This window comes from Streptomyces sp. NPDC086549, from assembly GCF_044746205.1.
Lineage (GTDB): Bacteria > Actinomycetota > Actinomycetes > Streptomycetales > Streptomycetaceae > Streptomyces.
In genome coordinates, this window is sequence record NZ_JBIVBS010000017.1 from 181,683 (window position 1) to 195,354 (window position 13,672).

Annotated in this window: 10 protein-coding genes; 3 read left to right on the top strand and 7 right to left on the bottom strand. The window is 71.4% G+C overall.

The features are described 5' to 3' along the window. Positions 1–2 precede the first annotated feature (2 nt). The 3 genes from ACIPSA_RS40025 (at position 3) to recQ (ending at position 5,442) form a co-directional block, all read left to right on the top strand. A complete protein-coding gene (locus tag ACIPSA_RS40025; RefSeq protein ID WP_402644199.1) occupies positions 3–1,574 on the top strand; it encodes an NADH-quinone oxidoreductase subunit M in 1,572 nt (523 codons plus the stop codon). Continuing rightward, positions 1,571–3,220: an NADH-quinone oxidoreductase subunit NuoN gene (nuoN, locus tag ACIPSA_RS40030; protein WP_402644202.1), complete on the top strand. Its 1,650-nt coding sequence runs from the start codon at positions 1,571–1,573 to the stop codon at positions 3,218–3,220. Before ACIPSA_RS40025 ends, nuoN begins: the two co-directional genes overlap by 4 nt. A gap of 194 nt (positions 3,221–3,414) precedes the next feature. Beyond that, positions 3,415–5,442 carry a DNA helicase RecQ gene (gene recQ, locus ACIPSA_RS40035; RefSeq protein ID WP_402644205.1) on the top strand — a complete coding sequence of 676 codons (2,028 nt, stop codon included), beginning with the start codon at positions 3,415–3,417 and terminating at the stop codon, positions 5,440–5,442. A gap of 73 nt (positions 5,443–5,515) precedes the next feature. On the opposite strand, the gene ACIPSA_RS40040 is transcribed toward recQ, so the two are convergent. From ACIPSA_RS40040 to ACIPSA_RS40070, 7 genes are all read right to left on the bottom strand, one after another. Then, entirely contained in the window at positions 5,516–8,239 is a 2,724-nt protein-coding gene (locus ACIPSA_RS40040) for a fumarate reductase/succinate dehydrogenase flavoprotein subunit (RefSeq protein ID WP_402644274.1), read from the bottom strand. 68 nt (positions 8,240–8,307) lie between these two features. Beyond that, positions 8,308–9,105: an ABC transporter ATP-binding protein gene (locus ACIPSA_RS40045; RefSeq protein ID WP_402644208.1), complete on the bottom strand. Its 798-nt coding sequence runs from the start codon at positions 9,103–9,105 to the stop codon at positions 8,308–8,310. Further along, positions 9,089–9,973: an ABC transporter permease gene (locus ACIPSA_RS40050; protein WP_402644210.1), complete on the bottom strand. Its 885-nt coding sequence runs from the start codon at positions 9,971–9,973 to the stop codon at positions 9,089–9,091. The genes ACIPSA_RS40045 and ACIPSA_RS40050 overlap by 17 nt, the downstream gene beginning before the upstream one ends. Beyond that, the gene (locus tag ACIPSA_RS40055; RefSeq protein ID WP_402644213.1) at positions 9,970–11,313 is read right to left on the bottom strand and encodes an ABC transporter substrate-binding protein; all 1,344 of its coding nucleotides are present in this window, start codon (positions 11,311–11,313) and stop codon (positions 9,970–9,972) included. The genes ACIPSA_RS40050 and ACIPSA_RS40055 overlap by 4 nt, the downstream gene beginning before the upstream one ends. Before the next feature lie 44 nt (positions 11,314–11,357). Further along, a complete protein-coding gene (locus ACIPSA_RS40060) occupies positions 11,358–11,585 on the bottom strand; it encodes a ferredoxin family protein (RefSeq protein WP_030347217.1) in 228 nt (75 codons plus the stop codon). Positions 11,586–11,625: 40 nt separating this feature from the next. Beyond that, positions 11,626–12,417 (bottom strand): GntR family transcriptional regulator, encoded by a 792-nt coding sequence (locus ACIPSA_RS40065; RefSeq protein ID WP_402644215.1) that lies wholly within the window; start codon positions 12,415–12,417, stop codon positions 11,626–11,628. 155 nt (positions 12,418–12,572) lie between these two features. Further along, positions 12,573–13,511: a M56 family metallopeptidase gene (locus ACIPSA_RS40070; RefSeq protein ID WP_402644217.1), complete on the bottom strand. Its 939-nt coding sequence runs from the start codon at positions 13,509–13,511 to the stop codon at positions 12,573–12,575. Positions 13,512–13,672: the final 161 nt, after the last annotated feature.

A 13,672-nucleotide genomic window follows, 5' to 3' on the forward strand; every position in this document is an offset into this window, starting at 1 on the left:
CGATGTCCTTTCCTCTGCTGACAGCGACAGCGGCGCTCCCGGCCGTCGGGGCGGTCGCCACGGCCGCCGTACCGGCCGCGCAGCGCACCGCCGCGAAGTGGCTGGCGCTGCTGGTCTCGCTCGCCACGCTCGCCCTGGCGATCGTCGTCCTGGTCCGCTTCGACCCGGACGGCGCCCGCTACCAGCTCACCGAATCCCATGCCTGGATCAAGGACTTCGGGGTCAGGTACGAGCTGGGGGTGGACGGCATCGGGGTCGCCCTCGTCGCGCTGACCGCCCTGCTGATCCCGTTCATCGTCCTCGCGGGCTGGCACGACGCCGACCCGTTGGAGACCGGAAGCCACCGTTGGCGGCCGACGCAGGGCTTCTTCGCCCTGATCCTGGCCGTCGAGGCGATGGTGATCATCTCCTTCGAGGCCACCGACGTCTTCCTCTTCTACATCTTCTTCGAAGCCATGCTCATCCCGATGTACTTCCTCATCGGCGGCTTCGGGGACCGTGCCCACGAGCACGGCGAGGAGGTGGCCTCGACGCAGCGGTCGTACGCGGCCGTGAAGTTCCTGCTGTACAACCTGGTCGGCGGTCTGATCATGCTGGCCGCGGTGATCGGCCTGTATGTGGTCGCCGGGAACTTCAGCCTCCCGGAGATCGCGCAGGCGCGCGCCAACGGCTCGCTGCACATGGCGACGAACACGGAGCGCTGGCTGTTCCTGGGCTTCTTCTTCGCCTTCGCGGTGAAGGCGCCCCTGTGGCCGCTGCACACCTGGCTGCCCAACGCGATGGGGGAGGCCACCACCCCGGTCGCCGTCCTCATCACGGCGGTCGTCGACAAGGTGGGCACCTTCGCGATGCTCCGCTTCTGCCTCCAGCTGTTCCCGGAGGCGAGCAAGTGGGCGACGCCCGCGATCCTCGTACTGTCGCTGATCAGCATCGTCTACGGGGCACTGCTCGCGGTCGGCCAGCGGGACATCAAGCGGCTGGTGGCATACGCGTCGATCTCGCACTTCGGTTTCATCATCATGGGCATCTTCGCGATGACCACCCAGGGCCAGTCCGGAGCCACGCTCTACATGGTCAACCACGGGATCTCGACGGCCGCGCTGATGCTGGTCGCCGGCTTCCTGATCTCCCGGCGCGGCTCGCGGCTCATCGCCGACTACGGCGGGGTGCAGAAGGTCGCGCCGGTGCTCGCCGGCACGTTCCTGATCGGCGGCCTCGCGACGCTGTCCCTGCCGGGGCTGGCGCCGTTCGTGAGCGAGTTCCTGGTCCTGGTCGGCACGTTCACGCGGTACCCGGCGATCGGCATCATCGCCACCTTCGGCATCGTCCTCGCCGCGCTCTACACCCTCGTCCTCTACCAGCGGACGATGACGGGCCCGGTGAAGCCGGAGGTCTCCGCGATGCCCGACCTGAGGGCACGTGAACTCGTGGTCGTGGCTCCGCTGGTGGTGCTGCTGATCTTCCTGGGCGTCTACCCGAAGCCCGTTACGGACATCGTCAACCCGGCGGTCAAACAGACCCTGTCGGACGTACACAAGACCGACCCCAAGCCCGAGGTGGAGGCGGCCAAGTGAGCACAGCAGCTGTCCACAGCCTGTGGACAACCGCGGCCGAACCGATCTCGAAGATCGAGACGCCGAAGATCGAATATGGGCAATTGTCGCCCACCCTGATCGTCGTCGGCGCGGCCGTCGTCGGGGTGCTGATCGAGGCGTTCGTACCGCGCAGGTCGCGGTACTACGCCCAGGTGTTCGTGTCCGTCGTCGCGCTCTGCGCCGCCTTCGCGGCGGTCGTCGCGCTCGCGTCCGACGGATACGGCACGACCAAGGCGCACATCGCGGCCATGGGGGCGATCGCGGTCGACGGGCCGTCCCTGTTCCTGCAGGGCACGATCCTGCTGGCCGCTCTGGTGGCTCTGTTCACCTTCGCCGAGCGGCGCCTGGACCCGGCGGCGCACGGCAACCGGGTCGACTCGTTCGCCGCGCAGGCCGCCTCCGTGCCCGGCAGTGACAGCGAGAAGGCGGCGGTGAAGGCCGGCTTCACCACCACCGAGGTCTTCCCGCTCCTCCTCTTCGCGGTCGCCGGCATGCTGGTGTTCCCCTCGGCCAACGACCTGCTGACGCTGTTCGTGGCCCTGGAGGTCTTCTCCCTTCCGCTGTACCTGATGTGCGCGCTGGCCCGCCGCAAGCGGCTGATGTCGCAGGAGGCCGCGGTCAAGTACTTCCTGCTCGGCGCGTTCGCCTCGGCGTTCACGCTGTTCGGCATCGCGCTGCTGTACGGCTACGCGGGCTCGGTGTCGTACGCGGCGATCGCGCAGGTCGTGGACGGCACGGTCACCAATGTCGACCCGGCGCTCGCCAACACCATGGGCAACGACGCGCTGCTGCTGATCGGTACCGGCCTGGTGGTGATGGGCCTGCTGTTCAAGGTGGGCGCGGTGCCGTTCCACATGTGGACGCCCGACGTCTACCAGGGCGCCCCGACGCCGGTGACCGGCTTCATGGCGGCGGCGACGAAGGTGGCGGCGTTCGGCGCGCTGCTCCGGCTGCTGTACGTCGTCCTGCCCGGCCTGCGCTGGGACTGGCGGCCGGTCATGTGGGCCGTCGCGGTCCTGACCATGCTGGGCGGTGCGATCGTCGCGATCACCCAGACCGACATCAAGCGGCTCCTGGCCTACTCGTCGATCGCGCACGCGGGATTCATCCTCGCGGGTGTCATCGCGACCTCGCAGAACGGCGTCTCGTCCGTCCTCTTCTACCTGGCCGCGTACTCCTTCGTGACGATCGGCGCGTTCGCGGTGGTCACCCTGGTGCGCGACGCGGGCGGCGAGGCGACGCACCTGTCGAAGTGGGCCGGTCTCGGCCGGCGCTCGCCGCTGGTCGCGGCCGTGTTCGCGGTGTTCCTGCTGGCCTTCGCGGGTATCCCGCTGACCTCGGGCTTCGCCGGTAAGTTCGCCGTGTTCAAGGCGGCGGCCGAGGGCGGCGCGGCCCCGCTGGTCGTGGTCGGTGTGATCTCCTCGGCGATCGCGGCGTTCTTCTACATCCGTGTGATCGTGCTGATGTTCTTCAGCGAGCCGAGCCCGGAGGGGCCGACGGTCGCCGTGCCGTCGCCGTTCACCATGGCGGCGATCGGGGTCGGCGTGGCGGTCACCCTGGTACTCGGTGTGGCCCCGCAGTACTTCCTGAACCTGGCGAGCCAGGCGAGCGTGTTCGTGCGCTGAGCCACCCCGGTCGGAACAGGAACGGCCCGGCACCCCTCACGGGTGCCGGGCCTCCTGCCGTGCGCCACGGTCACCCCGTGCCACTGGACGACCGCACAACGGAGCGGACGGAACCTGTGGATAACTCCGGCGCTGTCGGTGCGGAGCCCTATCGTGGACGCAGTGGTCGAGGGACGACGTACGGGGGCACAGCGATGGGCGGGACGGGCGGGATCAGCGAGATGTCAGGGGCGACCGAGAGCGAGGCGCTGGCCACACTGCACCGGGTCTTCGGGTACGAGGCCTTCCGCGGTGAGCAGGAAGCGGTCATCGAGCATGTGGTGGCCGGTGGCGACGCCGTCGTCCTCATGCCGACCGGCGGCGGAAAGTCACTGTGCTACCAGATCCCCGCCCTGGTCAGACCCGGTACGGGAGTCGTGGTCTCCCCGCTCATCGCACTGATGCAGGACCAGGTCGACGCGCTGCGGGCGCTCGGTGTGAACGCGGGGTTCGTCAACTCCACGCAGGACTTCGACGAGCGGCGCGTGGTCGAGGCGGAGTTCCTGGCGGGCGAGCTGGACCTGCTGTACCTGGCCCCGGAGCGGCTGCGCCTGGACTCCACCCTTGATCTGCTGTCCCGGGGCAAGATCTCGGTGTTCGCGATCGACGAGGCGCACTGCGTGTCCCAGTGGGGCCACGACTTCCGCCCCGACTACCTGTCCCTCTCCCTCCTGGGCGAGCGCTGGCCCGACGTCCCGCGGATCGCGCTCACGGCGACGGCCACCCGGGCGACGCACCAGGAGATCACACAGCGGCTGAACATGCCGACGGCCCGCCACTTCGTGGCGAGCTTCGACCGGCCCAACATCCAGTACCGCATCGTGCCCAAGGCCGACCCCAAGAAGCAGCTGCTCGCCTTCCTGCGGCAGGAGCACGCGGGCGACGCGGGCATCGTGTACTGCCTGTCGCGGAACTCGGTGGAGAAGACCGCCGAGTATCTGAGCCGCAATGGCGTCGAGGCGGTGCCCTATCACGCAGGTCTGGACGCGGGCACACGCGCCGCGCACCAGTCCCGGTTCCTGCGCGAGGACGGCCTGGTCGTGGTGGCGACCATCGCCTTCGGCATGGGCATCGACAAGCCGGACGTACGCTTCGTCGCCCACCTCGACCTGCCCAAGTCGATCGAGGGCTACTACCAGGAGACCGGCCGTGCGGGCCGTGACGGCTCGTCCTCCACGGCCTGGATGGCCTACGGGCTGAACGACGTCATACAGCAGCGCAAGCTGATCCAGTCCGGCGAGGGCGACGAGGCCTTCCGCCGCCGGTCCGCCGCCCACCTCGACTCGATGCTCGCGCTCTGCGAGACGGCCCGGTGCCGCCGCGGCCAGCTGCTCGCCTACTTCGGCCAGGACCCCGATCCGGCGGGCTGCGGCAACTGCGACACCTGCCTCACGCCCCCGGAGACCTGGGACGGCACGATCGCCGCGCAGAAGGTGCTGTCGACGGTGGTCCGGCTGCAGCGGGAGCGTGGGCAGAAGTTCGGTGCCGTGCAGATCGTCGACATCCTGCTCGGGAAGCGCACCGCCAAGGTGATCCAGTTCGACCATGACCAGTTGTCCGTGTTCGGCATCGGCGAGGATCTGACCGAGGGCGAATGGCGGGGAGTCGTCCGGCAGCTGCTGGCCCAGGGACTGCTCGCGGTCGAGGGGGAGTACGGCACGCTGGCACTCACCGAGGCGAGCGGTTCGGTGCTGCGGCGGGAGCGGGAGGTGCCGCTGCGCAAGGAGCCCGAGAAGCCGGCGGCCGCGCGCACGACGTCCTCCTCGCCCGGCCGAGGCGACCGCAAGCCCAAGGCTGCCGCGGCCGAGCTGCCCGACGACCTGCTCCCCGCCTTCGAGGCCCTGCGCTCCTGGCGCGCCGAACAGGCCCGCGAGCAGGGTGTTCCGGCATACGTCATCTTCCACGACGCCACGCTCCGGGAGATCGTCAGCCGGTGGCCCGGCTCGGTGGCCGAGCTGGGCACGGTGAGCGGCGTCGGAGAGAAGAAGCTGGCGACGTACGGGGAGGGCGTGCTCGAGGTGCTGACCTCCATGGATGGCCCGGCCGCAGCCGAAGCCACTGCCGCAACCCCCGCCACGGCCTCAGCCGCACAGGCGACCGGTGACGCACGGGTGACCGCCCACGCACCGGACGACGACTGGCCCGAGATGGACATGGAGCCGGAGCCGGACGACTGGATATAGCCCGACGCTCCTGGCCCCACGCCCTGGCCCCGCGCCCCTGTCCCGAGGCACCTGGCCCGACGGCCGGGCCGCCTCACAGCCCCCGCGCCGCGTACGCCCTGACGTCCGCGTCCGAGTCGGCCGTGACCGTGGCGAGGGCCGCCCGGGCCTCTTCGGTGTCCCGGTGCCGGGTCAGTGCCAGGACGGCCGCCTTGCGCACGTCGGCGTTCGGGTCGGCGAGGGCCTTGGACAGGGCAGGCACCGCCACGTTGGGGTCGGCGGCGGCGAGTGCCTTGGCGGCACCGGCGCGCACCTGCCATGCCGGTTCGGCCAGGGCGGCGACTGCCCGTTCGGCCAGCGGCGCGGTGCAGCCGACGGCTGCCAGGGCCTCGTAGGACGCCGCCCGGACCAGGACGTCGGGGTCGTCGGTCAGTGCGGCGAGGGCGTCCAGGGCGCCATCGGCTCCGGGCTCTGCTCCACCTCGGCTCGCTTCCCGGCTCCCGGCCGATACCGTCCCCAGCGCCTTCGCCACGGTCACCCGGACCTCGCGGGACGGGTCGGCGATGGCCCGAGCCAGCGGGGTGACGGCGTCGACGGAGACAAGGGCGCGGACGGCCTCGACACGGACGGCCGTGTCGGAGTCGGACAGTGCCGTGGTGAACAGAGCGGTGTCGCCCAGGCGCAGGGCGCGGAGCACATCGAGGGCGGCCGAGCGGACGACCGGATCGCCCTCCGCGAGGGCACCGGCGAGTGCGTCCCGCAGGCCGGGTTCGGGCGGGAGCGTCTCGACCAACTCGCGCAGCGAGGCCGCCGCGGTCGAACGGACTGCGGCGTCGGGGTCGGAGAGGGCGCCGGCCAGCGCCTGCCCGGTTCCGGGCGGCACGGTCTCGGTGAGGACCGAAACGGCCGTCCGGCGGACCGACGGATCCAGGTCCGACAAGTAGGGCTCGACGAGAGCGAGTTCGGGCTCCTCCTCGGCGAGGGTCAGGAGCTCCAGGAGCCGGGGTGAGCCCGCCTCGGTCCGGCCGGGCTCCACGGGGCGGGCAGCTCCGGCGGTCACCGGCCCCGTGGCCACCGGCGGCACATCGCGTGCCCTCGCCGTGGCCACGTCCAGCGGGTGTACCTCGCCGAGCCGTCGGGAGGGGCCGCCCACCGGGGTGAACTCCTCGACCGGAACCAGATACGGAGCCACGGGACGGGCCGTGAACTCCATCGCACCAGAGGGGGACTTGTGCAGATCGAGATGGTGGAACCAGGAGGCGTCGTCGCGCCGGGGGTGGTCGATGCGGTCGTGGTAGAGGCCCCAACGGGACTCCGTGCGGGCCAGGGAAGCGCGCGCGGCCATTTCCGCGCAGTCGCGGATGAAGGTGACCTCGGCGCACCGCATCAGTTCGTGCGGCGTGCGGGCGCCCATCGACGCGATGTCCTCGCGCATCCGCTCGAATGTCTCCAGGGCGAGCGACAGCCGGGCGCCGGACTTCGGCGGGGCCACGTAGTCGTTCACGAAGCGGCGCAGCTTGTACTCGACCTGGGGCTGCGGCGGGCCGTCCGGGTTGCGCAGCGGGCGGTAGATCAGTTCGTGCGCCTCCCGCAACTGGTGCGCGGGAAGATCTCCTTCGTACGCCGTGTACTGGGAGGCGTCCGCGCCCGCCAGGTCGCCGAAGACGAACGCGCCGATCATGTAGTTGTGCGGGACGCAGGCCAGATCGCCGGCCGCGTACAGGCGGGGGACGGTCGTGCGGGCGTGGTCGTCGACCCGTACGCCGGAGGCCGAGTGGCCGCCGCACAGGCCGATCTCGGAGATGTGCATCTCGACGTCGTGGGTGCGGTAGTCGTGCCCGCGGCCGGCGTGGAAGGTGCCGCGAGTGGGCCGCTCGGTGGAGTGCAGGATGGACTCCAGGGCGGAGACCGACTCCTCGGGCAGATGGCTCAGCTTCAGGTACACCGGGCCCCGGTCGGAGGCGACCTCCGCCGCGAACTCGGCCATCATCTGCCCGGACCAGTAGTCGGAGTCGACGAAGCGTTCGCCGTGCCGGTTGACCTGGTAGCCGCCGAAGGGGTTGGCGACGTAGGCGCAGGCGGGTCCGTTGTAGTCCTTGATCAGCGGGTTGATCTGGAAGCACTCGATGCCGGTGAGCTCGGCGCCCGCATGGTACGCCATGGCGTAGCCGTCGCCCGCGTTGGTGGGGTTCTCGTAGGTGCCGTACAGGTAGCCGGAGGCAGGCAGGCCGAGGCGGCCGCAGGCGCCGGTCGCCAGGATCACCGCGCCCGCGCGGACGGTGACGAAGGCGCCCGTGCGCGTGTGGAAGCCGACGGCGCCGACGGCCCGCCCCTGCGCGGTGAGCACGCGCACCGGCATCACCCGGTTCTCGATCCGGATCCGCTCACGCATCTCGCGCCGCCGCAGCTGTCGGTACAGGACCTTCTTCACGTCCTTGCCCTCCGGCATGGGCAGCACGTACGAGCCCGACCGGTGGACCTGGCGGACGGCGTACTCGCCGTGCTCGTCCTTCTCGAACTTCACGCCGTAGGACTCCAGTCGCCGCACCATCGCGAAGCCGCGGGTCGCGGTTCGGCGGACGGTGGACTGGTCGACGATGCCGTCGTTGGCGCGGGTGATCTCGGCGACGTAGTCGTCGGGCTCGGCGCGGCCCGGGACGACCGCGTTGTTGACGCCGTCCATGCCCATGGCGAGCGCGCCGGAGTGGCGGACGTGGGCCTTCTCCAGCAGCAGCACGTCCGCGCCGCGCTCGGCGGCGGTCAGCGCGGCCATGGTGCCGGCGGTGCCGCCGCCGATGACGAGGACGTCACAGCTGATCTCCTCGGCGTCGGTGAGCGCGGGGATCTCCACAGGGGTGTTCGCGGGGGTGGTCACCGGGGTGCCTTTCAGGAACCGAGCGAGGTGAGGACTTCGCGGCGCAGGGCCATGCGCGCCGGATCGTCGTGGGCCGTACGGTCGCGGGGACGCGGTACGTCCCGTACGGCGGACAGCCGGCCGTCGCCGAGGAGCGCCACACGGTCGCCGAGGAAGAGGGCCTCGTCCACGTCGTGGGTGACGAAGACGACGGTCGCGCCGGTGCCCCGCAACACCTCCACCAGCAGGTCCTGCATGCCGGCGCGGGTCTGGGCGTCGAGGGCTCCGAAGGGCTCGTCCATCAGGACGGCACGCGGGCTGCCGGCCAGGGCGCGGGCCAACTGGGCGCGCTGGCGCTGCCCGCCGGAGACGCGGTGCGGCAACTGCTCTGCCTGCGTGGCGAGTCCGACCCGGTCGAGCCAGGCCTCGGACTGTGCGCGGCGTTCTTTGCGCGGCAACCCCTTGACGGTGAGGGGGAGTTCGACGTTGGCCCGCAGGCTGCGCCAGGGCAGAAGGGCGTCCTCCTGGAAGATCAGCGCGCGGTCGGCGGACGGGCCGGGCAACGGGTGCCGGTCCTGCTCCACCGACCCGGCCGGCGCGGGCAGCAGCCCGGCGAGGGTGCGCAGCAGTGTCGACTTGCCGCAGCCCGAAGGGCCGACCACGGTGAGGATCTCGCCGGGGGCGACGTCCAGGTCGACGCCGTACAGGACCGGGGTGCCGGGGTGCCCGAGGGTGGCGTCGGTGAGGGTGAGCCGGGTGCCGCGCACGGCCTTCGGTGCGGTGGCCTCCGTAACCTCCGTATCGGTCACGGTGTCAGACGAGGTGCTCATCACGCGCCTCCTCGGTCTCGGTCTTCCTGCGGACGGAGGCGGGCGACACCGGAGCGGTGGTCCGGGGTGCCCGGGACCGCCCGCTGGGGACGTACGACGTGCGCGGCAGCCAGCGGGTCAGCCGGCGGCCCAGGAGTTCCACGACCGTGGAGGTGACCCAGCCGAGCACGCCGATCGTGACCATGCCGACGAAGACGCCGGGGTAGTCGACGACCGTGTAGTCCTGCCAGGTGCGGTAGCCGACGCCGTACTGGCCGGAGATCATCTCGGCGGAGATCACGCAGATCCACGAGACGCCGATGCCGACGGACAGGCCGCCGAAGATGCTGGGCAGCGCGCCCGGCAGGACGACCGAGCCGAGGATCCGCCACCGGCCGCCGCCCATGGTCCGCACCCCCTCCTCCCAGACGGGGGTCAGCGCGCGGACCGCGTGCCGGGTCGAGACCAGCACGGGGAAGAAGGCGGCGGTGCAGGTGATGAAGACGATGCCCTGTTCGTTGGAGGGGAAGAGGAGGATCGCGACCGGGACGAGGGCGATCGCCGGGATCGGGCGGATCACTTCGAGGACCGGTCCGAGCAGGTCCTCGGCGAGGCGCGAGCGGGCCATGAGCACGCCCGTCGCCACGCCCAGCACGGCCGCCAGCGCGAAGCCGGTGAGGATCCGGGTGAGGCTGTCGGTGAGGTCCGTCCAGTAGTCGCCGCCGGAGAGCCGTTCGGCGAAGGCGCGGGCCACGTCGGTGACCGTGGGGAACTGCGAGAAGCGCAGCCACAGGTCGACGTCCAGGCTGGTCAGCAGCTGCCAGAGGCCGAGGGCGGCGGCCAGGGACGCCGCCCGCAGCGCATACCGGGCCAGGGGGCGCCGGGTCACGATGCCCGTCCGAGTGCGTCGGCGTATGTGACCGTGCGGGCGCCGCCGCGGGCCGACACGTAGGCCCGCGCGGTCGCCGGGGCGACGAACGGGAGGAGCCGGTCGCCGTCGGCCACCCACACCGCCTTGTCGGCGAACCACAGGGTGCCGGTGGTGGCGTCGGGGACGTAGGCGGCGCGGATGCCGTTCCTGTGCGCGGCAACGTAGGCCAGGAGCTCCTCGGGGGAGGTGAAGACGGTGGTCTTCTCGGTCCCCTTGGCCCACACCTCGCTCGCGGCCGGTGGGGGCGTCGCGGCGAGCCGCTTCGCATAGCCGGTCCCGAGGGCCGTCTTCACGTACCGGTCGTCGACGAAGGCGTCCACGTCCACGTCGCCGGTCAGCTCGGCGGCCTTGAGAACCGACACGTCCTGCTTCAGAGCCGAGACAAGCCGGGGCTTGACGGCGGGGTCGAAGGCGGAGATGCCGTGGGCGCCGTTGTAGAGGTAGACGACCTCGGCGGGCAGGCCGGTGGCCTCGGCGACCTTCTCGGCGGCCGCCACCGGGTGGCTGTTGAGGTAGTCGGTCGCCTCGGCCTGGGCCTTGAGGAAGGCCTCCAGGACGGCGGGACGCTTCTTGGCGAAGTCCTCGCGGGCGGTGACGCCGTGGAAGGTGGGGAGGTTCAGCTGGGCGCCGTCGTACAGCGCCTTCGCCTTGCCCTGGAAGGTGAGCAGGCCCGGCCAGGCGACGAACTGCGACAGCGCGTCCACGCTGCCCGCCGACAGGGCCGAAGCGCCCACCGCTGGCTGCTGGTTGAGCTTGGAGATGCCCTTGTCCGGGTCGATCCCGGCCCGCTGCAGGGCTCGGACGAGGGTGCCGTCGGCGGCGGAGCCGATGCTCGTGGAGACCTTCTTGCCCTTGAGGTCCTTGAGGGAGGTGAGCTTGGAGTCCGGGGCGGTGACGACGGTGTTGAGGCCGCCACGGAGGTTGTAGCCGGTCACCGAGACCAGGTGGGTCGGGCGGCCGAGCTGTCTGCCGCGGGCCGCGTTGAGCAGCAGCGGGAAGTCGCCCATCGAGCCGATGTCGATCTTCCCCGCGGTCATCTGCGCGGTGATCGGGGCGCCGGTCGCGTAGTCCTGCCAGTCGACCTTGTAGGTGTGGCCGTCGTGGAGGGCGTCGAGCTCCCGCTCGAAATAGCCGAGGGAGCGGAGCAGGGTTCCCGCGGTGACGGTGTTGATGGTCTTGGACTGGTAGCCGACGGTCACGGTGACCGTGGAGCCGCTGCCGGCCTCGGCGCTGCCGCCGCAGGCGGACAGGGGGATCAGCAGGGTGACGGCGGACAGGGCAACGGCCGTGCGTTTCATGGGTGTTCGGGCCTCTCGCCGGAGCATGGACAGGTCGAAGGAGGTCAGCGGAGCAAATAGGGCATGTTGACCGTGACGGCTCCGGTGGGGCAGCGGGCCGCGCACGGGCCGCAGTACCAGCACTCGTCGACGTGCATGTACGCCTTGCCGCTGCTCTCGTCGATGGCGAGGGAGTCCAGCGGGCACATGTCCACGCAGAGGGTGCAGCCGTCGATGCACTTCGACTCGTCGATGGTCACGGGCACGTCGGCCCGCTGGGGCGCCAAGGGCATGGCTGTCTCCAGGAAGGTCGAACCGGTTGAGGGGGTGGGGTCAGAGGGAGCGGTGCAGCAGGCCGCTCATGGTGATGCGGTCGCCGCGGAAGCGGATGAACTCCAGGTCCACGGGGCGGCCGTCGGAGAGGTGAGTGAGGCGTTCCAGCATCAGGACCGCCGCGCCGCGCGGGGCCTCCAGCACGGCGGCGGAGTGGGCGTCAGCGTTCACCGCCTCCAGGGTGATCTCGGCGTGGCCGAGGCGACGGCCGGTGGTGGCTTCCAGGAGGCGGAAGACGTCGGTGTTCTCCAGGTCGGCGCCCAGCAGGGCGGTGCCGATGTCGAGCGGGATGTAGGTGAGGTCGAGGGAGAGGGGCAGTCCATGGAGACGGCGTAGGCGTTCGATGTAGAGCACGTCGGCGCCGGCCGGCACGCGGAGGCGTTCGGCCACCGGGGCGGGTGCGGGAACAGGGCCCATCGTGCGGACCTCGTTGGTGACGCGGCCGTGTTCGCGGAGGGTTTCCGCGAGGCCCATCAGGCGGTCGAGTCCGTGTGGGTACTTCTGGGCGACGACCACTGTGCCCACGCCGGGGAGGCGTTCCACCAGTCCCTCGGCACGGAGCAGGTCAAGAGCCTGGCGGACGGTGTTGCGGGTGGCGCGGTAGTCGTCGGCCAGGGTGGTCTCGTGGGGCAGCGTGCCGTCAGGGAAGGCGTCGGCGAGGATCTGGTGCCGGAGGAGATCGGCGAGCTGCCTGGCCTGGTCCGCGCGCAGCCGGCGCCGCGCGCGGTGGGCGGCGACGGTGGTCGCGGCGCCCTGACCGGCGTGGTCTCGGATGCGGTCGGTGGGTGGCATGCCTCGAACCATACTGACGCGGTAGGAAAAGTGGTGTTGCTGGATTGTTGCGCCACCTGAGGCTCTGCCGGTCGGGCCGTTGAGCTGGGGTTTCTTCCGAGGTCGTGAAAGATCTGCCACCGGTCGCACCACCCGGACCGTCCGGCCCCCGGCGGTCAGGACAGTGCCGTCAGCCCCGGAGCGAACGTGATCAGCAGCGGCAGGAGCGGGACCAGCGCGGCCACCGTCGTCGTGAGTGCCCGCTGCCTGCGCAGCAGCCGTGGCGGGGGCTCCAGGAGGCGGTCGACGCGTTCGCCGAGCAGGCGGCGGCTGGAGGCGCAGGAGAGGACTCCGCGGTGCTGGTTCAGCTCGATGAGGGCGAGTGCCGTCGTGAGGTGGCCGCAGCGGCGGGACGCCGTGTCGTCTGCGGCCAGTTCGACCAGGCGGTGGGTCTGGTCGCAGAAGTGGGCGAAGAGGGGGACGCGTGGGAAGCCGGTGGCCAGCGCCGTGGAGAGGTGCAGCAGCCAGTCGTGGTGGGCGCGCGCGTGACCGCGCTCGTGGGTGAGGACGGCGTCCAGCTGATGGTCGGTCAGGCGAAGCAGGGCGCCGGTGGTGACCACCAGCTGGGGCGGGTGGCCCGGCATCCACCAGGCGTCCGGGTACTCGTCCTCCAGCACCAGCATGGGTCCGCGCGCGGCCGGCAGCCCGGCGGGCAGGTCGGGGGCGCGCTCGCGCAGGTGCGCACGGGTCTGTCCGCGGCGACGGCGCGCCTCGGCGAGCTCACGGGCGAGCATCGCCGTGGTCCACGCGGCACCGCAGGCCAGCAGCGCGGTGAGCGCGACGGCCCAGACAGGGGCGACGGAGAGGTCGTACGCGGCGGTGACGGCGGGCGGTGCCGGTGCGAAGACCCGGTCGCGCACGGTGTGGAAGACGGCCGCGGCATCCAGGACCAGCGCGGCCAGACAGCACAGCAGCACGGTGGCGACCAGGCACTGCCACACCCACAGCGCGACCACGGGTTCCCGCTCGGGCCACGCGGCCCGGGTCAGCGCGCGCGGCGCCGGCACGGCGGCCGTCAGGGCGACGACACTCAGCAGGAGCAGGCAGACGGTCATGCCGGGGGCTCCGGTTCCTGGTCGGAAGCAGGGGCGGGTGGCGGGTGGCCGGGGTGGTGCGGCGGCTCGTACGGCGGAGGCGGTGGCCGTACGTCGGTGGTGCGGCGGCTCGTGAAGCGGTCGTGCGGCGGTCGTACAGCGGTCGTACGCCGGGTCGTGCT

Excerpts from the sequence above, each read along its gene's own strand:
- ACIPSA_RS40025 (WP_402644199.1), top strand. The coding sequence starts at position 3 with ATGTCCTTTCCTCTGCTGACAGCGACAGCGGCGCTCCCGGCCGTCGGG.
- recQ (WP_402644205.1), top strand. The coding sequence starts at position 3,415 with ATGGGCGGGACGGGCGGGATCAGCGAGATGTCAGGGGCGACCGAGAGC.
- ACIPSA_RS40045 (WP_402644208.1), bottom strand. The coding sequence starts at position 9,105 with ATGAGCACCTCGTCTGACACCGTGACCGATACGGAGGTTACGGAGGCC.
- ACIPSA_RS40055 (WP_402644213.1), bottom strand. The coding sequence starts at position 11,313 with ATGAAACGCACGGCCGTTGCCCTGTCCGCCGTCACCCTGCTGATCCCC.
- ACIPSA_RS40060 (WP_030347217.1), bottom strand. The coding sequence starts at position 11,585 with ATGCCCTTGGCGCCCCAGCGGGCCGACGTGCCCGTGACCATCGACGAG.
- ACIPSA_RS40065 (WP_402644215.1), bottom strand. The coding sequence starts at position 12,417 with ATGCCACCCACCGACCGCATCCGAGACCACGCCGGTCAGGGCGCCGCG.
- ACIPSA_RS40070 (WP_402644217.1), bottom strand. The coding sequence starts at position 13,511 with ATGACCGTCTGCCTGCTCCTGCTGAGTGTCGTCGCCCTGACGGCCGCC.